Annotated in this window: 16 protein-coding genes; 5 read left to right on the plus strand and 11 right to left on the minus strand. The window is 41.2% G+C overall.

Features of this window, described 5'->3' with window-relative positions; translation table 11 throughout:
* Window positions 1–114 precede the first annotated feature (114 nt).
* Window positions 115–1,806, minus strand: a complete 1,692-nt coding sequence (locus HXT37_RS05440) for an ABC transporter substrate-binding protein (protein WP_033888460.1) — start codon at window positions 1,804–1,806, stop codon at window positions 115–117.
* A gap of 597 nt (window positions 1,807–2,403) precedes the next feature.
* On the opposite strand from HXT37_RS05440, the gene pdxS reads away from it, so the two are divergent.
* From pdxS to HXT37_RS05460, 4 genes are all read left to right on the plus strand, one after another.
* Entirely contained in the window at window positions 2,404–3,237 is an 834-nt protein-coding gene (gene pdxS / locus HXT37_RS05445; RefSeq protein ID WP_064340158.1) for a pyridoxal 5'-phosphate synthase lyase subunit PdxS, read from the plus strand.
* Entirely contained in the window at window positions 3,234–3,833 is a 600-nt protein-coding gene (pdxT, locus tag HXT37_RS05450; protein ID WP_421779393.1) for a pyridoxal 5'-phosphate synthase glutaminase subunit PdxT, read from the plus strand. Before pdxS ends, pdxT begins: the two co-directional genes overlap by 4 nt.
* Before the next feature lie 380 nt (window positions 3,834–4,213).
* The gene (locus HXT37_RS05455) at window positions 4,214–4,534 is read left to right on the plus strand and encodes a type II toxin-antitoxin system RelB/DinJ family antitoxin (RefSeq protein ID WP_050770715.1); all 321 of its coding nucleotides are present in this window, start codon (window positions 4,214–4,216) and stop codon (window positions 4,532–4,534) included.
* A gap of 2 nt (window positions 4,535–4,536) precedes the next feature.
* The gene (locus HXT37_RS05460; protein WP_004108415.1) at window positions 4,537–4,815 is read left to right on the plus strand and encodes a type II toxin-antitoxin system YafQ family toxin; all 279 of its coding nucleotides are present in this window, start codon (window positions 4,537–4,539) and stop codon (window positions 4,813–4,815) included.
* A 139-nt stretch (window positions 4,816–4,954) separates the two neighbouring features.
* On the opposite strand, the gene HXT37_RS05465 is transcribed toward HXT37_RS05460, so the two are convergent.
* The gene (locus HXT37_RS05465) at window positions 4,955–8,050 is read right to left on the minus strand and encodes a BspA family leucine-rich repeat surface protein (protein ID WP_421779396.1); all 3,096 of its coding nucleotides are present in this window, start codon (window positions 8,048–8,050) and stop codon (window positions 4,955–4,957) included.
* Between HXT37_RS05465 and HXT37_RS05470 the strand changes: the two genes are divergently transcribed.
* Window positions 8,049–8,300, plus strand: a complete 252-nt coding sequence (locus HXT37_RS05470; RefSeq protein ID WP_410310331.1) for a hypothetical protein — start codon at window positions 8,049–8,051, stop codon at window positions 8,298–8,300. The genes HXT37_RS05465 and HXT37_RS05470 overlap by 2 nt on opposite strands.
* Here the strand turns inward: HXT37_RS05470 and HXT37_RS05475 are convergent.
* The 9 genes from HXT37_RS05475 to HXT37_RS05515 all read right to left on the minus strand — a co-directional run bounded on the left by HXT37_RS05475 (window position 8,281) and on the right by HXT37_RS05515 (window position 18,535).
* Window positions 8,281–8,670 carry a hypothetical protein gene (locus tag HXT37_RS05475; RefSeq protein ID WP_421779398.1) on the minus strand — a complete coding sequence of 130 codons (390 nt, stop codon included), beginning with the start codon at window positions 8,668–8,670 and terminating at the stop codon, window positions 8,281–8,283. The genes HXT37_RS05470 and HXT37_RS05475 overlap by 20 nt on opposite strands.
* Window positions 8,671–8,862: 192 nt before the next feature.
* Window positions 8,863–9,630, minus strand: coding sequence for a type III pantothenate kinase (locus tag HXT37_RS05480; RefSeq protein ID WP_012914375.1), 768 nt, complete (start codon window positions 9,628–9,630; stop codon window positions 8,863–8,865).
* 182 nt (window positions 9,631–9,812) lie between these two features.
* Window positions 9,813–11,255: an ABC transporter substrate-binding protein gene (locus tag HXT37_RS05485; protein WP_410309283.1), complete on the minus strand. Its 1,443-nt coding sequence runs from the start codon at window positions 11,253–11,255 to the stop codon at window positions 9,813–9,815.
* A 34-nt stretch (window positions 11,256–11,289) separates the two neighbouring features.
* Complete coding sequence (gene glmS / locus HXT37_RS05490; RefSeq protein ID WP_421779400.1) at window positions 11,290–13,197, minus strand: glutamine--fructose-6-phosphate transaminase (isomerizing); 1,908 nt, start codon at window positions 13,195–13,197, stop codon at window positions 11,290–11,292.
* Between the two features lie 95 nt (window positions 13,198–13,292).
* The gene (locus HXT37_RS05495) at window positions 13,293–14,081 is read right to left on the minus strand and encodes an amino acid ABC transporter ATP-binding protein (RefSeq protein ID WP_116431593.1); all 789 of its coding nucleotides are present in this window, start codon (window positions 14,079–14,081) and stop codon (window positions 13,293–13,295) included.
* A gap of 85 nt (window positions 14,082–14,166) precedes the next feature.
* Complete coding sequence (locus HXT37_RS05500) at window positions 14,167–15,168, minus strand: amino acid ABC transporter permease (protein ID WP_012914378.1); 1,002 nt, start codon at window positions 15,166–15,168, stop codon at window positions 14,167–14,169.
* A gap of 144 nt (window positions 15,169–15,312) precedes the next feature.
* Window positions 15,313–16,221, minus strand: a complete 909-nt coding sequence (locus HXT37_RS05505; RefSeq protein WP_415693199.1) for an ABC transporter substrate-binding protein — start codon at window positions 16,219–16,221, stop codon at window positions 15,313–15,315.
* 276 nt (window positions 16,222–16,497) lie between these two features.
* A complete protein-coding gene (smpB, locus tag HXT37_RS05510; RefSeq protein WP_004107461.1) occupies window positions 16,498–16,995 on the minus strand; it encodes an SsrA-binding protein SmpB in 498 nt (165 codons plus the stop codon).
* Between the two features lie 133 nt (window positions 16,996–17,128).
* A complete protein-coding gene (locus tag HXT37_RS05515; RefSeq protein ID WP_012914380.1) occupies window positions 17,129–18,535 on the minus strand; it encodes a CHAP domain-containing protein in 1,407 nt (468 codons plus the stop codon).
* Window positions 18,536–18,669: the final 134 nt, after the last annotated feature.

The following is an 18,669-nucleotide window of genomic DNA, read 5'->3' on the forward strand; positions in this document are numbered from 1 at the left end:
TTGGGACACTCACGCAGATTACATACTGCGCGAGTGTCTCTGATTAGTGGTTTTCGGACACGCGCGCAGTTTCATTTCTACATTAGAAACTAGATGGCGACTAGCAAATAAAAATCAACTAAGTCGCAGGTTGTATAGCGGCAAAATCTCTTGATTCATGTCAAAAGGCATTCCTTCAAGATTCTTCACTTTCGCAGTTACAACGCGATAGTTGAACAGCCAATCAGCAGGAGCATCCTCGCTAATAATTCGCGCAGCTTGAGCAAGCAATTTGTTTGACTCTTTAGGATCCGCACAAAGCATAGCTTTAGCATACAAATCCTGGACTTGCTTATTGTCGTATCCGTAGTAATACGTAGGATCCGCCCACTGCCCAAAATCGTGACTCTCATTGTGATCAACCATCGACAAATCATACTGCTTATTCTTATAAACATCCTGAAGCCAAGTAGTAAACTCAACAATATTAACTTTCAAATTGATTCCAATAGGCTTCAATTGCGAGCGCAGCTGATCGCCAATTTGCGTGCCGTAAATATTCGGATAAGTAAGCGTCAAATCCATAGGATGTGATTCGTCAAATCCGACTTCCTTCATTAACGCCTTAGCGCGATGCAAATCATGTGGATACAGCTTAGTTAAATCCTCATAACCAGGGTCAAGAGAAGGAATTGGACCGCCAAGAGCTAAATCCGTTCCGCCACGAGATGCAATAATTTGCTTGTGATCAATCGCGTAACGAATAGCTTTGCGCACGCGCTTATCTTTAGTACGTTCGCCTTTCATATTCATCGCTAGAACAAATTTATCTGTGCCATTACCTGCACTTACATCGTAACGCTTGGAATCATCTTTAAAAGGCTTAGCAAGTTGACCAGAAATAGGAGCCAACGCTTGCACAGAGCCGGAAGAAAGTGCGTCAACTGCTGCGTTATCGTCAACAAAGTAGCGAACTACTATCTTATTAGTTTGCGCACGATGAATACCTTTATAACGCGGATTTGCTTTTAAAACAACACGATCATTTGGCACAAATTTGTCAATTAGATACGGTCCAGAACCGACTGCTTGAGTTTTTGCATCATACTTTGCGTTTTTATCAAAAACTAAACCTGAACGACTGCAAAGTGCCCACAAAAGCTTAGCATTTGGCTCTTTAAGAGTGATTTCAAACGTGTAATCATCTTTTGCTTTAGCAGACTCAACTTTTCCAACCATGTTAGAGCCGCGATATTTTTTAGCAATAAGCTCGTTAAACGACCATTCCGCATCATGCGCAGTAAGTCTATCGCCATTAGAAAATACAGCGCCCTTACGCATGTGGAATGTGTAACGCAAACCATCTTTACTTATTTCCCAGCTTTGAGCTAACGAAGGAACTACCTGATTAATATCATTGCGAGCAACTAAGCCTTCATACACGTTACCAATAAGCAACTGGTCAAGCGATGAACCTGATTGGTTACGGATATCAAGATTCGTAGGAGCTAACTTTAGACCTATAGATACAGTTTTGTTCGAAATTTCCGATACTGAATTTGATTTATTTGGTTTATTAGATGTAGTAAGAGTTGCAAAAATTGCACTAAACACCACTACCAAAACAATAGCTAAGCTAAATAGCCATATCTTGCCCATTTTGCGTTTCGAGCCTGAATAAGCATATTTTTCAGCTTCATTCAGCGAAGAGTCAGTGCTCGCAGCGAAAGAAGTGCTTTTGTTAGCTTCATCGTTAGTTTTACCGGAGAATTTTTCAGTCGCGCCGTTTTCTTCGTGCACGCTTTCCTCAGGTTTGCTGTTAGACATACCATAAACCTTTCTTAATGGCATATAAACATTATTTATTTGTTATTATTTATTCTTTATTTATTCTTTATTTATTCTTTATTTATTCTTTATTTATTCTTTATTTATTCTTTATTTATTCTTTATTTATTTTTGTCTTATAGCTCGCCGCTTTATTGGAAATGCACATTTGCAAACATAACTATTTGCATACCACATAAACCCAAATACAAGTCGACTGCATTACTAATCGTAGTCGATTGACAAGCCAGTCTCACCTATGGCGCGTCCAAAAAATCAAATCATATTTTGTATATTTTTGTAATATTTTTATACCAATACATATGAGATATATCCTACGAATGTGGTTAAATTCCAACAGAACGTAAACTTGCAAACGTACGCAATAATCGACATAAGATTACAGCGTAGAAGCGCGCAAATTCACGAAATATTAAGATGCATACACGTATCTCATATGTTAAAGCTCATATGTTAAAGCTAAAGCGAGGAATGATGGCTGAGAACTTGAATACTACGGTAACTGTGAACGAATCCTCGGATCCGCAAAACAAAAGCGGCGAAGACCGTACAGCATTGAACCGTCAACTGGCACAAATGCTTAAAGGCGGCGTGATTATGGATGTCACCACCCCAGAGCAGGCGCGAATTGCTGAGGATTCTGGCGCGTGCGCAGTTATGGCTTTGGAACGTATTCCTGCTGATATTCGCGCAGCCGGCGGCGTTTCTCGTATGAGCGATCCAGCAATGATTCACGGCATTCAGGAAGCTGTGTCTATTCCTGTTATGGCAAAATGCCGTATTGGTCATTTTGTTGAAGCACAAGTGCTTGAAGCTATTGAAATTGACTACATTGACGAAAGCGAAGTGCTTTCCCCAGCTGACGACGTATACCACATTAATAAGCGCGATTTTGCCGTGCCTTTTGTTTGCGGCGCAAAAGATTTGGGTGAAGCTTTGCGACGAATCAACGAAGGTGCTTCCATGATTCGCACTAAGGGCGAGCCAGGAACTGGCGACGTGATTCAGGCTGTGCGTCACATGCGCATGATGAATTCTGCTATTCGTAAGCTAACCAGCATGCGCGAGGATGAGCTTTTTGAAGAAGCCAAAAATTTGCGCGTGCCTTTCGAACTCGTAAAATACGTTGCACAAAACGGCAAGCTTCCTGTTGTTAACTTCGCAGCCGGCGGCGTTGCTACCCCAGCCGACGCTGCTTTAATGATGCAGCTTGGTGCCGAAGGCGTATTCGTTGGCTCCGGCATCTTTAAGTCTGGAGACCCAGCAAAGCGCGCTGCCGCAATCGTTAAGGCTGTAACTAATTACAAGGATGCCAAGATGATTGCTCAACTTTCCGAAAACTTGGGCGAAGCTATGGTTGGCATTAACGAGCAGGAAATCAAGCTTTTAATGGCTGAGCGAGGCGAGTGATTTTGTCAAACTCACCTACCAATACTGATAACTCCGCTCATACTGTAGCAGTTTTAGCTGTTCAAGGTGCTTTTCTTGAACATCGCTTAATGCTTGAAAAATTAGGCGCACACGTTATTGAACTTCGTCAAGCGCGCGACTTGGAGCAGTCTTTTGACCGCTTAGTACTTCCGGGCGGCGAAAGCACTGTGCAAGCTAAGCTTCTTCGTGAGCAAAATATGCTCGAACCTTTGCGCGAGCGCATTGCAGGAGGAATGCCTGTTCTTGGCACTTGCGCAGGTTTGATTTTGCTTGCGAAAAACGTGGAAGGTGACGAAGTAAACGGTTTTGGCACTTTAGACGTAACAGTTAAGCGCAATGCTTACGGACGTCAGCTCGGAAGCTTCCATTGCGAGGCTGAGTTTGGTGAGCTAGGCAATGTGCCGATGACGTTTATTCGCGCGCCTTACATTGCAGAAGTAGGCTCTAATGCCAAAGCTCTTGCAACTGTAGATGGTCATGTTGTCGCCGCGTGCCAAGGAAAGCAAATCGGCACATCCTTCCACCCGGAGCTTGACAACGATACGCGAATCCACCAGCTTTTCCTGGATTTGTAAATTGGATTCGTAACTCCGGCAAATGTCCCATAAAACAGCCAACGCTCGCGCGAGCGTTGGCTGTTTTTCGTTACTCACGCAGAACGCAATCTGCAATAACAACACACTTTTTTAACGCGGACGTCAAAAACTTTGAATTTTATGTAATTTACATAGTAAACGTATACATGCGGTAAACGTAATGCAATCGTAATACAAAGTAAAACGTTTATATAATATTGTAAAACAGTGTAACACATTGTAGAATGTAATAAAAGTTGATAGCTGAATATCACAAAAAGCTAGAAAAACAAATCAAAATTAAACAAAATTAACGAGTCAAGAAAACTAACGCGCTTATAGAAGCAAAAATTATAAGTATAAAATCAAGGAAGCATATTATGGCAATCAGCGCAACAGCAACGAAATCAAACACTGCAGCGAAAACCGCGAGCATCAACGTACGCGTCACCAAGGATGTTAAAGCGCAGGCAGAAGAATTATTCGCCAGCTTCGGCATAACTCTTAGCGAAGCAATAAACATGTTCTTACACAAATCACTTATGGTAGAAGGACTCCCATTCGACTTAAAACAGCCAAAATACAATAAAGAAACAATCGCCGCGTTTAAGGAAGCAAATGATATTCTATCCGGAAAAGTTCCAGCAAAACGCTATAACTCAGTATCCGAGATGATGGACGACGTTTTTAAGGAAGATTAATTATGCTTACTTTGACATACACTTCACAGTTTAAAAAAGACATGAAGAGAATCAGAAAGCGCGGATACGATACACATCTTGTTAATATACTACTTGAGAAGTTGCGCAACGAAGAGATTCTTGACGAAACGTACCAAGATCATCCTCTTAAAGGAAAATATTTAGGCTTCCGTGAATGCCATGTAAAATCAGACTGGCTATTGATTTACATAATTAAGGAAAACGAGCTTGTTCTAACAGCATCTCGCACGGGAACACACTCAGACGTATTCAACGAGTAGCACTGCGAGTTGCTAAGCGTTGAAATCACAGTGTGCTTTCAACGCAAGCGAGGCCTGCCTTAGTCTCAATTGACGAAGGCAGGACAGATTTGTGTGGTAGTTCATTGGGAATTCGGTTGTGTTTTGCGTGCGCTGCGATTTAGCGCTGTTTAGTGTGCTTGCCGAAGGTGGAATCGTCACTTCGGAACCGAGCAAAGAAGCCGGTTGCCGCACTTACAGCAGATTTAATCATCGAGCCACTTACAACAGGATGCGCGAAGCAGTGCTTAAAGCCAGCTGCAATATCGAGCGCGCCGCCGCCAAAAGCCTTCGCAAACCCAGTCAAAGCAGTGCCAGAGAGCACAGACGCAACCCAACCATGACGACCGAACGCCCCAGCAACCGCAAATATTGAGAACAGTCCAATAGACAAGAACGTGAACATAATAGCCGACTGGCCGCCAGTATGCGGCAAAGGCACTGGCTGAACAAATGTCTCCAAATAGTACGTCGTAGTAAAGAACACTAAAGGCGAAATTGGATTACTAACAGGCACAGCACCATCACCATCGCCAAGTTCTGTCCAAGTGCAACCACCTTCGCTTGACTTCTTAAACATGATTTTATAAGTATTACCCTGTTTTTCGTCAGGCTCAGGTTCAGGATTTTCATCTTCATCATCGCCATCTCTTACAGATCGCAATTTCCTTGCGGATCGCAGTTTCTTTACACGCGATTTCAACGTTGCACTACGCGAGCCAGAATCAGGTTCCTCACCACCTGATTCCTCTCCACCAGGTTCATCTCCACCTGGTTCCTCAGTACTAGTAACTTTGCCCGATTGAGAATCTATAGCGTACCGCAACTTTGAAGCGAAACTATTTTTTACAATTCTGTACGCATAATCCTGCGATTTTTCATCCTGTTTCTTCTCTAAATTACTCGAATTATACAGTGCAGGAACATAGTAAGTATAAGTAGTGCCACCCGAATCTCTATTGCAATCACATGTCATATTGTCATTTTTTATATCTCCAGGCTCCATTAGCTTGGCTTTAACAGGAATGTAGTATGCAATCTTTTTAAGATCATCATCGTTTGAAATTGTATCTAAAATCGTAATATTATTAGTTACGACTATATTATTGCTGTGACCATTCTCATCGAGGGAGAATATTTCGCCATCAGCAAAATGACTTTTGATAGGATCATCCTCAGGATTATTCTCAAAACCACTAGACTGCAAGTTATTCGCAATCAGCGTGCCTTTAAAACCACTGAACATACTATCAACAGAAAAGTAACGCTGCTTCCCTTCGTCATCCGTGTATACAGGTGTATCCGATTTTGTAAAAGCCTTATCGCTGAAATCTAATATAAGACTGTCGCCGCTTTCTGCTCCTGCATTGGAAAACATTGAACTAAGATTCGTAACTTTTGAAATATTCCACTTGCTTAAATCTGCAGCGCCAGTAAGTTTTTTGCAATATGCAAACATGCTAGACATGTCCTCAACATTGCTAACATTCCACTTACTCAATCCACTTATATCAGTCAGCTTATCAAAATCAGAACCGCTAATCTCATGGCTGAACATGCCGCTCATGTTCTTAACACTGCCAACATTCCACTTTTCTAGACTTTTAAGGTTACTCAAGTTAGTACAATCTCTGAACATGCTACTCATGTCCGTGACACTGCGAACATTCCAATCACTTAATGCACTTATATCAGCCAATCCTTTTATACCAATAGGATTAGGATCATCTCCGGAACCGTAGATATCCGTAGCGCAACCACTGAACATGCTGCTCATGTTCTTAACATTACTAACATTCCACTTTTCTAGACCTTTAAGGTCACTCAAGTTAGTACAATCTCTGAACATGCTACTCATGTCCGTGACACTGCTCTTATCATTCAACCACTTACTCAAAGACTCAAGACTAGTTAAACCATTACAACCGATGAACATGCTGTTCATGTTCTTAACACTGCCAACATCCCAACCACTCAAAGGTTCAAGACCAGTAAGACTGCCGCAATTGTTAAACATGTCATGCATGTCAGTAACACTGCCAACATTCCAACCGCTCAAAGGTTGAAGATCAGAAAGAAAACTGCAGTTATAGAACATTCTATACGTGCTAGTTAATTTGCTTGTACTGCTCTTACCGCTTGTATTCCAATTAGATAATCCACTGATACTATCGAGGCTAGAGCATCCTGCAAACATGTCACCCATTTTTTTAACATTACTAACATTCCAATTTTCTAGGCCCTCAGTATTTTTAATCTTGTCGCACAGCGCAAACATTGCCATCATATATTCAACGTTCTTTACAGTCCACTTTTTCAAAAATCCAAGCGAACTAATACCCTTGCAGTATTCGAACATACCAATCATTGCCACAACGCTTTTCGTATCCCAACCTTCCAAACCAGTAAAATCTGTTATGCTGGCGCAACCCTCAAACATTCTGTTCATGTTCATAACATTGCTAACATTCCACTTACTTAAAGGTTTAACCGAATCAATCGCCATCTCACCTGCATACCCGTCTACTGGATTCAAAGCATCATGTTGATTTTGGTTCTTAATAATAGACGCGAACATTCCAGACATACTTCTAACCTTGCTCACATCCCAATCTTCCAACCCTTTAAGCGATTTCAAGCTCATGCACCCCTCGAACATGTTGCTCATGTCCGTAACATTGCTAACATTTCTAGCCGCGCTATCCTTGCTAGCCTCCCTAGCCCAACCGCTCAAACCACTAATATCATCTAAAAACGTGCACCCCTCGAACATGCTCTTCATGTTCGCAACACTGCCAACATTCCAATTAGCCAAACCGCTAATATCTTCTAAACCAGTGCACCCCTCAAACATGCTTTGCATATTCGTAACCTTGCTCACATCCCAACCGCTCAAAAAACTAAAATCAGTTAATGAGGAATCCTTAAATAGATAGGACATATCTGTAACATAACTTATATCGAAATTGTTTATGCTATCAATGTTACTAATATTTTTCCCTGAAAAAAGACCCACACCATTCTTTGACAAATGCCCGTACGCATATACTCTGCCTCTGTAAAAACCAAGCGATCCTTCTGTAGGAGAAAGTTTTTTTATTCCATTTATAATTTCACCAAACTCATCACCGTGATGATCAGCACTAACGGCACACTTGTCTGCTCCGGATGGAGGCTCGATTGAAAGAGTCTCGATTGTTTCACCTGAAGTTACCATGGCATTAGCCACGCAAGCAGGAAGCTTTTTAACTTCTTCTAGGCTTAATTTCTCACCATCACCAGCGCTGCGATCTTTGCCCTTAGCTTTGTTAGCGTCTTTGCTATCTTTTTTAGAAGCTTTGTCAGCATTTTTGTCAGATTTACCAGATTTTACAGCATCTTTACTGGCATCTTTGCCAGCACCTTTTCCAGCAATTTTACTGGCATCTTTGCCAGCATTGCTGTTATCTACAACCCCCCCCCATTAGATTCATTACCAGCTGCCCCATTAGCTGCCCCATCATTTCTCTTACCTTCTTTTTTATCTACCTCTTTAGCCTTCTTATCTCCTTTATCCCCTTTATCTCCTTTAGCAGTCTCCCCTTTAGCTCCTTCTTTTTTACCCGCTTCCCCATTAGCTGCACTGTTACCAGATCCTCCTTTAGCTCCACCTTCACCCGACTTATTTTGACCCCTATTATTCTCAACAACAGCAGACAAGACAGCAGAAAACAATGGATTCTTCGTTACGTTGGCATAAGCCATCGCTGGCAATACGGTTACACTTACAATCATAGAGACTGGGCATAAAACGGCACCAATTGCTGAAAGAATACGATGTTTCCTACTACTCATCATCAAACTTCCTCTCAAATGTGAACGAATCCACAGCCAGCGCATAAACAGTATGCAAAACAAATACATACCCAAGACGGTTCACCGGCGAACGCAATCTTTACACACAACCATCCACCATTATACGCCTAAACCCGAAAGAATAATATAACAAATTTATATAACAACCTATTGCACCAAAGTCGCACTACCGCACTATCGCAGGTTGCGCTTATAAATTTCAGCCATACCTTTGAAAATAAGATCCGGATCGTAATAGTCAATCGATTGCACGTCATTTTCAAAAAGCCTACCCAAGCCACCAGTAGCAACTACCTTAAATGGCTCGTCTATTTCAGTTTTAAACTGTGCAATTGTACGCTCAATTCCACCCAAGAAGCTGTAATATAATCCAGCTTGCATTGCGAGTTTAGTAGATTTCGCAAGAACAGACTGCGGTCTAGCTATTTCCACTTCTGGAAGCTGAGCCGTGTTATCCCAAAGTGCCGCAGCCGCAGTACGAATACCTGTGCAAATAAGTCCGCAAGTAATAGCACCACTTTTATCTATATAGTTGTAAGTTGTTGCCGTACCAAAATCAATAACTAGTACAGATCCTCCATACTCACTAAACGCACCAACGCAATCAGCTAAACAATCCGCGCCAAGAGTTCTTGGCTCATCAATACGAATATTCATACCGGTTTTAACACCAGGCCCTACAATCATAGGATCAATATGAAGAAATTTGATAATACTAGCGCGGAATGAATGCATAACTTTCGGCACAACAGAAGCAACGATAACATCTTCAACATCGTTTATTGTAAATCCGCTTAAATGCAAAAATTGCGCAATCATAATGCCATACTCGTCTGATGTATGATTAGACTTTGTTGTCATACGATAAGTGCCAACAATTCGGTTATTTTCCAAAAAACCCAGCACAATATTCGTATTACCAATGTCTACTGCTAATAACATGTGTGTCTACTTCCTATATTGGCATTTACGGATTAATTAAGTTAATCTGCAATCACGCGAGCACGTATTATACGTGTATTTATACTATCCTATTGTATTTATACTACTTTTGCTAATAATCTTACATTTATACAAAATTAAGCTGCTTTTACGAAATCACTTAATTGTAATAAGTTACGAAATTATCTAACTACAAATCCTTGATTGTAACCATATTCTTGAAGATCTTTTTCCCACAATAAAAGACCATCTTTTAAAGAAATTCGCTTACCAGGATCATCTGGAAGCCACAATCTACTTCCATCATCTTGAGTAACACCAGCATCAATCATGGCTTGCACGTTTAATCTAGCTAAAGATTTAACACTCCAGTCATATGCTTGACCCATAGTTGCTCTAAAATCACTTCGCGAATACACTTCAAAAGGCAAATACCTATATCCCGTATCCACGCGATTAGCGGCATCTGCAAATACACGATTAAACTTCTGACCGCCAAAATAGGGTATATCAATACCTCGTGAATCACGAATAGTAGCTCTATCTAAAAATGACTTATCTCTAAGCGTAACAACATCTGCAGGAAACGCTCCACCATTGACACGAGTACGAATTCCATGCATATCATGGCATACAAAATTCACAAATCGCATTGCTGCTTCAGGCTTACGACTCGATTTAAGCACAGATAACGAAGAACCGCCCATTTCTGCATTACGCTTTTCTCCGTGCATAGTTGGCACATTCGTTACCTTCCATAATCCTGCAGTTCCAGGCACATTTTCCAGCAGCAAAGACGGCATCCAGGCTCCTGAGAAAACAGAAGCAATCTTGCCAGCTCCAACACCGTTCTTCCAACGTTGACTCCAAGTTCTAGTTCTAATGTCAATCAATCCTTCATCAATCATTGATTGCCAGAACTTTGTAAACTCTTCAGTACCCTTATCTTTGCTCAATCTAACAGTAACTGTTTTCCCATCATGAGAAGTCATAAACGGGTGTCCACCTGCAAGCCAAATCATAGCGTTATAAAAACTTGCGTCACCTGAGTCTGATGCAATATACACACCGATATCTTTAAGCTTACGAGCAGCGTGACGGTAATCTTCCCAAGTGTGTATTTTTGTGGCATCTACACCAGCCTGCTTAAACACGTCATCATTATAAAACCAAGCCATTGGGCCAGAATCCATTGGCAAACCGTAAACACGTCCACCAAGTTGCACAGAAGACCATGTTCCAGGAGTATAGAATGTGCGAGTATTTTTCACACGATCAGTAATATCTAAAAGCTGTCCACTTACCGCATATTGCGGAAGAGCAAAATATTCTAATTGAACAACATCTGGCATACCATAGCCATCTTGAATAGCACTATTAAGATTGCTATATCCGCTAGTATCCTTTACAGTTACGTGAACATCCGGATTATGTAGTTCAAATTCTTCAGCAAGTCGTTTCATGCTTGGTTCCCAAGACCAAACACTAATTTGAGTTCTAGAATCTTTAGTTCCGCATCCGCAAGAAAACAGCAAAGAAAAAACACAAAGTATCAACAGAAGCAAGCGTCCAAAATGATTGCGTTGTTGCAAAATTCTTGCAAATGCAGACATAAGATTTGCCATCCGTTACTTTATGTTACTCAACGTTGTTATGCGCTTACTCAACAGTTACAGACTTTGCAAGATTACGAGGCTTATCAACATCATAACCTTTTAACTTTGCCATATCCATTGCAAATAATTGCAATGCAACTACATCTACAAGAGGACTTAGCAAAGTCGCACATTTAGGACGCCAGAACACAATATCGGCATAGCGAGAAGCATCCGGATCACCCTCTTCGGCAACAGCTATAGTGAAAGCTCCGCGCGCTTTAACTTCTTCAATTCCAGAAATAACTTTCGCATGAAGCACATCACGACCGCGAGAAGATGGCACAATCACAACTACCGGCTCACCTTCATCTACAAGCGCAATAGGACCGTGCTTAAGCTCACCTGCAGCAAAACCTTCAGTAAAGGTATACGCAATTTCCTTAAGCTTCAACGCACCTTCTAGTGCAACAGGATAGCCAACATGTCGACCTAAGAAAAGGAAAGATTTAGCTTCCAGAGTATGCTCAGCAGCTTTCATAATTGATTCAGATTGTGTATCAAGTACATGCTGAATTTTATCCGGCATCTCTTTTAATTGCGCAACGATTTGCTGAATTTCGTCGCGATACATAGTGCCTTTTACTTGCGCCAAAAACAGACCAAGCATATAAGCTGCAACTATTTGCGCAACAAAAGCTTTAGTAGATGCAACTGCTATTTCGGGACCTGCATGCGTGTAAAGAACTGCATCAGATTCGCGTGGAATGCTAGAACCTTGCGTATTGCAAATTGCAAGAACCCTACTTCCCTGCTCGCGCGCGTGACGCAAAGCCATAAGAGTGTCCATTGTTTCGCCAGACTGCGATATTGCAACCACCAATGTTCGATGCGTCAAAATAGGGTCACGGTAGCGAAACTCGTGCGCAAGCTCCACCTCAACCGGCACGCGCACCCAGTGCTCAATAGCATATTTTGCAACCAAACCTGCGTAACTTGCCGTTCCGCAAGCAACAACAATAATTTTGTCAATTGCGCGCAACACGTCTTGGCTAATATGAACTTCGTCAAGAACAATATTTCCCTGAGCGTCAAAACGCCCGCGCAAAGTGTCTGCAACAGCGTGCGGATCTTCATGAATTTCCTTATCCATAAAGGAATCCCAGCCGCCTTTTTCTACAGCAGACGCATCCCAGTCAACTGTAAAACAAGTAGGATTTTCAACAATATTATTGTCAAAATCAGTTAGAAGCAAAGATGCTTTGCCACTGCCATCTACATCTCCAATGCACACCGCTTGATCTTGACCAACTTCCAAGACTCGATCCGTATAAGCAACAAAAGCTGCAACGTCAGAGCCAAGGAAATATTCACCGTCTCCAAGACCTACAACCAACGGCGAATCGTGACGAACGGCAGCCACAATACCTGGCTGACGAACGTCAACAGCAAGTAATGTGAAAGCTCCTTTTAACATTTTTGCAGTACGACGAAGAGCTGTGAATAAATCCGGCTTACCAGTTTCGTTTACAATATCATTCGCAATTTTGCCAAGTAATTTTGCAGCAACTTCAGTATCTGTTTGAGAAGAAAATTCGTATCCTTCTTCGTGAAGTTGCTCTTTTAATACAACAGCATTTTCAATAATGCCATTATGAATAAGCGCGATTTTGCCATCTGCACTAGTATGAGGATGCGCATTAATGTCACAAGGAGCACCATTAGTAGCCCAACGAGTATGACCAATAGCTGCACTCGCTTCAGGCATAGGATTTGCATCAATATCGTTGCGAAGAACAGATAAACGACCAGCTTTCTTTCGCACAGTCGCACATTTCATCCCAGGAGCAACTAAAGCTACGCCCGAAGAGTCATATCCGCGATATTCTAGACGCTCTAACCCACCTAAACAAACTTCTAAAGGTTTTGCACAAACTTTTCCAAAACCTGCGTATCCTACAATGCCACACATAATCTTCTATTGTACGTTATGCGAGCGAGCGCACGCCAGAGAAGCACACAAAAACTATGCAAAACTACATAAATAAGATACGTTTCTTACGTAAATTACAATACGTGATTTAGGAAATCTTTAAAACGATCAGTTTGCGGACTAGTAATAATATCTGCACTACCCTGCTCAACTATGACACCGCCATCCATAAACACAACCTGATCTGCAACCTCACGCGCAAAACCAATTTCGTGAGTTACTACAATCATAGTCATGCCATCTTTAGCAAGATTTCGCATAACGGTTAACACCTCACCTACAAGCTCTGGATCTAACGCGGATGTTGGCTCGTCAAATAGCATAATTTCCGGTTTCATAGCAAGAGCGCGAGCAATTGCAACGCGCTGCTGCTGACCGCCTGAAAGTTCTGCAGGATAATGGTTCATACGCTCATCCATGCCAACTCGCTTTAGTTCTTCAATAGCTAAATCGCGCGCTTCTTGAGCTTTCATATGCATAACATGAACAGGAGCTTCCATAACGTTCTCTAAAGCCGTCATATGAGGGAATAAATTAAAACGCTGGAATACCATGCCAAGCTTCGCACGCTGTTGAGCAATTTCTTTGTCGTTAAGAGCCTGCAGGCACTTCTCACCTTTATGCATTACTTGCTTTACACCGATGCGCTCGCCATAAATACTTATACTTCCTGCAGTCAAAGTTTCTAATTGATTAATTAAACGCAATAACGTCGATTTTCCAGAACCGGACGGACCCAAAATAACTGTTACGCTACCTGGGTTCACCGTCATATTAATACCGTTAAGTACATGCAATTGACCGAAAGATTTTTGCACATCGTTAATAGCAACCGCAGGAAGATTAGATTTTGCTTCTACCATTTATTCACATCCAATTTGTTTGTTTCATGCAAAATTTAAAGTTTACAAAGAAAAATATTTAAAATTTAAGCTATTATGCGCTTATTTAAGCATTAAATCCGAGCATAGCAGCATCATTTCGTCCTTTAACATTTTTCCGTTTAGCATCTAATGATTGATCGCCGCGCTGATCAGAATCAGTATTAAGTTGAGCATGTTTTACAATATCTCTTGCTTCAAAGCCTTTAGCAAAATGCTTCTCGAGCATGTATTGCAAAACCATCAAAATGGAAGTAATAATCAAATACCAAATACTCGCAACAAGAAGAAGCGGAATTGGTTTATAGATACGGTTAGCAATAGCATTTGTAGCAAATTGCAATTCAAGAGTAAACGGAACTGCAAGAACTAACGAAGTCGTTTTTAGCATACCGATTGTTTCGTTACCAAGCGGAGGAACAATAATACGCATTGCTTGAGGAAGAATTACACGCCTCATAGTTAAAGCTCTACCCATTCCAAGAGCCTTAGCAGCTTCAACTTGTCCACTATCAACGGCTTCCAATCCTGCTCGAACAATTTCCGACAAATAAGCGGATTCATTCAAAGACAAACCAACTACAGCAGCAGTAAGAGAAGTCATAATTACATTAGAATCAATAGACCAAAATTCTACAGAAGTAAAAGGAATGCCAATACTAATTCTCGGCACAAGCACTGCAAACATGCCCCAAAATACAAGCTGCGTATAAACAGGAGTACCACGGAAAAACCAAATAAAGAACCAACTTACGCCACGAAGCACAGGATTAACTGACTTGCGCATCATCGCTAAGCCTACAGCAAACACGATTGAAATTACCATAGCAATTAGCGTAAGAAGTAACGTCCAGCCAATACCAGAAAGCACGTTATCGCTTATTAAATATATTCCGACTACTTGCCATTCAAAACGAGGGTTAGTAATAATACTGTAAAGAAGCGAACATGCTATTACAGCTACAATGACTCCGGCAATAATAGGTCCTGGCTTTTTTACTGGCAAAATACGTTCAGAGTTAGCTACTCCGGACTTGCTCTTAGCAGAGTTACCAATTAAAGAATTCAAAATATGCTCCAATAAGTACGTTTATACAAAAACAGCAAAGTAAAGAAACAATCTGAGCCGAGAATTCAATCACGACTCAGATTAACAATATCATTTTAGATAATTATTCAATTATTTGATAGCTAAAGTTTCATAGCTAAAGTTTTATAGTTTTGGATTAACTACAGACTTTTCAATAGCAACATCTTCAACGCCCCACTTCTTCAAGATATCCTTGTAGACGCCGGACTTCATAAGCTTATCAATGCCAGCTTTTACAGCCTTCAGCATCGCTGCATCACCCTTTTTAACAGCCGCTCCCATTGGTTCAGAATCCTTGCTGTTTTCCAAAATTTCAAGCTTTCCAGGATTTTTAATTGAAGCGTAACCTGCAACAGGAGTATCTGCATACATAACATCAGCGCGACCGGAAAGAAGTGCGGTAGTTGCGTCAGTTTGCTCCTTGAAGCTCATGATTTCAAGAGGCTTATTTCCTTTAGCTGCGCACTGTTTCTTTGCTTCTTCCATAATAGGTTCGCCAACAGTTCCAGTTTCCAAAGTTACTTTCTTGCCACAAAGGTTCTTTGGATCTACTTTAGTAGGATTTCCCTTACGCACTTCAAAAGACAAACCTGCGTTTGCATAAGTAATAAAGTCTACAGACTTCATACGTTCAGCATTTACTGTAAAACCAGAAATACCGACATTATATTTGCTTCCTATTGCTGGAATGATTGAGTCAAACTGAGCATGCATAATTTTTGCTTTTAAGCCCATGACTTTTGCAAGAGCCTTCGAAAAATCAATTTCGTAGCCTACAGGAGTTTTACCGTCTGCAGCAAAGAATTCTGCAGGTGCATAACTTACGTTTACACCAACAGTTAACTCTCCTGTTTTTGCAACTTCTGCTGGCACCAATGCTGCAACGGCATCATCCTTTTGCACATGACTTACATCATAGCTACGAGCAACATCAGGGTCTGCTTCTTTAGAATCAGCAGGTCCACATGCAGCAATACTGCCAATCATTACTAAAGATGCAACAATAGCAACAGGTTTCATAGATTTAAACATAGTTCTTCTCCTCATGTATGTACTAAGAATCTATAATTTGCATTAATGTGTATAACTATACACGATAACCCTACAAATTCAACAGCCTTTTATACGATTATTGAATATACAAAGATACTCATGCGGTACATCTGCACAATAATTATACTTTTCATAAACAAAAACTGCATATTATTCGCAATAATGTATAATATGTGCGTGTCGCATTACCTCACTTTTTATCACGTGCGAAGCAAGCAAGTGTTTCACAAACGCATAAAAAAGAAGCGTCAACTCTTAATCAATACTACGAGAACGCAGATTACGGTAACGCATTTCACGCAAAGCCTCTCGCTTATCTTGCTCCTCACGCAAAGCCTGACGCTTATCAAATTCCTTTTTACCGCGCGCTAAAGCAATTTCTACTTTTACGTAGCTTCCCTTAAAATACAAACGCAAAGGCACAACAGTGTAGCCTTTCGCCTCAGTTTGCCTAGAAAGCTTAGCAATCTCAGCAGCATGAAGCAGAAGCTTACGCTTGCGCTTAGGAGCATGATTATTCCATGTGCCGTTTAAATATTCAGGAATATTTGCTCCTTCAAGCCACATTTCACCACGACGATCAATATTCACAAATGATTCAGCTAAAGAAGCACGCCCTTCGCGAAGTGACTTAACTTCAGTACCAGTAAGAGCAAGACCTGCTTCATAACAATCTTCAATTACATAATCATGATGCGCTTTACGGTTTTGTGCCACAGTAACAGTGCCATCTTGCGCAGGCTTATTTGCCATAATTCCCCTCCAGTACACATCACGCACAAAAGAAACTTGCCATAAGATACTACTATCTTATGGCAAGAACAATAAGTCGTAAACTTACAAAGTTTTCAATTTCAACAAATTGAAAACTTTGAAGTGCTTATATTTAATAATGCACATACTCGTAATCGCCTGGATTATAAATAGTTTCATAAGCAGGGAATGTCGAAAAACCAGTTCCACCTTCAGAAATAAGAACTGATCCATCAGCATTCACACGTTCCACAACCGCAACATGTCCATATTGCCAATCAGCATTCCAGTTGCCGACGCGTTGACCGCGAGCAAACACCATAACAGCACCAACATGTGGAATTCTATTAACTAAATATCCAAACCTACGACCAGTATTCGCCCACTCAGCACCATTACCCATGTAGGAGCCAACTGGCAGACCAAGTTGCGAACGACGCAAATAAGCCCATAACGTGCATTGACGAGCAGGATAAGCAGAACCACCAACAGTGTTTCCAGTATTATGCCCGTAGCAGAACTTAGAACCTTCTGCGCAATTTCCAGGAACAGTATAATTCATACCATTAGCAGCACCATTAGAAAGTTGCATCGGAGGAAGGTAAACATTCTTTCCAGAGCTTCCATTCAATTGCTGGCGATTACCAGCATTCGGATCAGCTTTAGCGAATGACTTATTAGCAAGAGCACGCGCTTGAGCATCGATGGCCGATTTCATTGCTATAATTTCTGCAGCCTCACGCGCAGACTGAGAAGTCAAACTACTCTTTTGACCTTCCAGCTGCTTACGAATCTCTTCACCATGATCTCGCAAACTTTGCAAGGACTTTTTGCGATCATTGGCGGCTTTCGCAGCGATTTGAGCACTTTGCGCTTGAACATCCGCCTGCTGCTTTAACTTGGTTATTTCTGCTTCAATAGCAGCCAAACGCTGACGACGATTCATAGAAGTATTCAACTTAATAGCAGCATCATTAGCAGCATTTGCTTCACTTCTAGCAACAGCAGCCTCGGATTGTAACTTTCCAACAAACTGTTCTGTAGTAGTTGATTTAGTCACAATATCCATAACATTAGATGCCTGAGAACCATGGAAACTCTTACGAGCAAGCTGTGCTACAGCAGCCTTAGCATCATCAAAATCTTCACCAGTTTTTTTAATTTTCTCTTCCAAATCACGCTTATCTTTTTGTGCAGACTCTAGACGCTGCTGCGTTGATTCTACAAGACTGCGCGCCTGAGAAGCTTGCTCTTCTGCTTGTTGAGCAGCTCGTATTTGATTTGGAATTTTATGCTCATTTAAATCATTCAATTCAATGATCTTATTTGCAAGTTGTTTACTTACACCAGCAAGTTGGTGCTTCAAATTCTCGTTTCGTTGTATTTTGCGCCTATATTCCTTCATGTTGACAGCACTTGCTGTAGACGCATTAAATAATGCACCAGCAACACCAGCAAACATCATTGAAATAGCAACTATTAAACTCACTACAGTGTGAGTGCGTCGAATTGCATACATACTATGTCGATCTTCGCTCATATCACTTCCCTTTCAACATCACTATTGCGAATTATACCGTAATGCAAGGAATCACGCGAGTTTCTACTTCAAATCTTCTAAAATATTACTTTCACAATGCTCATGCGAAAATAACGCAAATAATTACGCACCTA

The organism is Gardnerella sp. DNF01151 (assembly GCF_049244235.1).
In the GTDB taxonomy this organism is placed as follows: domain Bacteria; phylum Actinomycetota; class Actinomycetes; order Actinomycetales; family Bifidobacteriaceae; genus Bifidobacterium; species Bifidobacterium swidsinskii.

Excerpts from the sequence above, each read along its gene's own strand:
- glmS (WP_421779400.1), bottom strand. The coding sequence starts at position 13,197 with ATGTGTGGCATTGTAGGATACGCAGGTTTTGGAAAAGTTTGTGCAAAA.
- HXT37_RS05480 (WP_012914375.1), bottom strand. The coding sequence starts at position 9,630 with ATGTTATTAGCAGTAGACATTGGTAATACGAATATTGTGCTGGGTTTT.
- HXT37_RS05440 (WP_033888460.1), bottom strand. The coding sequence starts at position 1,806 with ATGTCTAACAGCAAACCTGAGGAAAGCGTGCACGAAGAAAACGGCGCG.
- HXT37_RS05495 (WP_116431593.1), bottom strand. The coding sequence starts at position 14,081 with ATGGTAGAAGCAAAATCTAATCTTCCTGCGGTTGCTATTAACGATGTG.
- HXT37_RS05485 (WP_410309283.1), bottom strand. The coding sequence starts at position 11,255 with ATGGCAAATCTTATGTCTGCATTTGCAAGAATTTTGCAACAACGCAAT.
- HXT37_RS05470 (WP_410310331.1), top strand. The coding sequence starts at position 8,049 with ATGGCATTAGCCACGCAAGCAGGAAGCTTTTTAACTTCTTCTAGGCTT.
- HXT37_RS05460 (WP_004108415.1), top strand. The coding sequence starts at position 4,537 with ATGCTTACTTTGACATACACTTCACAGTTTAAAAAAGACATGAAGAGA.
- HXT37_RS05515 (WP_012914380.1), bottom strand. The coding sequence starts at position 18,535 with ATGAGCGAAGATCGACATAGTATGTATGCAATTCGACGCACTCACACT.
- pdxS (WP_064340158.1), top strand. The coding sequence starts at position 2,404 with ATGCTTAAAGGCGGCGTGATTATGGATGTCACCACCCCAGAGCAGGCG.
- HXT37_RS05455 (WP_050770715.1), top strand. The coding sequence starts at position 4,214 with ATGGCAATCAGCGCAACAGCAACGAAATCAAACACTGCAGCGAAAACC.
- HXT37_RS05475 (WP_421779398.1), bottom strand. The coding sequence starts at position 8,670 with ATGATGAGTAGTAGGAAACATCGTATTCTTTCAGCAATTGGTGCCGTT.
- smpB (WP_004107461.1), bottom strand. The coding sequence starts at position 16,995 with ATGGCAAATAAGCCTGCGCAAGATGGCACTGTTACTGTGGCACAAAAC.
- HXT37_RS05465 (WP_421779396.1), bottom strand. The coding sequence starts at position 8,050 with ATGGTAACTTCAGGTGAAACAATCGAGACTCTTTCAATCGAGCCTCCA.
- HXT37_RS05505 (WP_415693199.1), bottom strand. The coding sequence starts at position 16,221 with ATGTTTAAATCTATGAAACCTGTTGCTATTGTTGCATCTTTAGTAATG.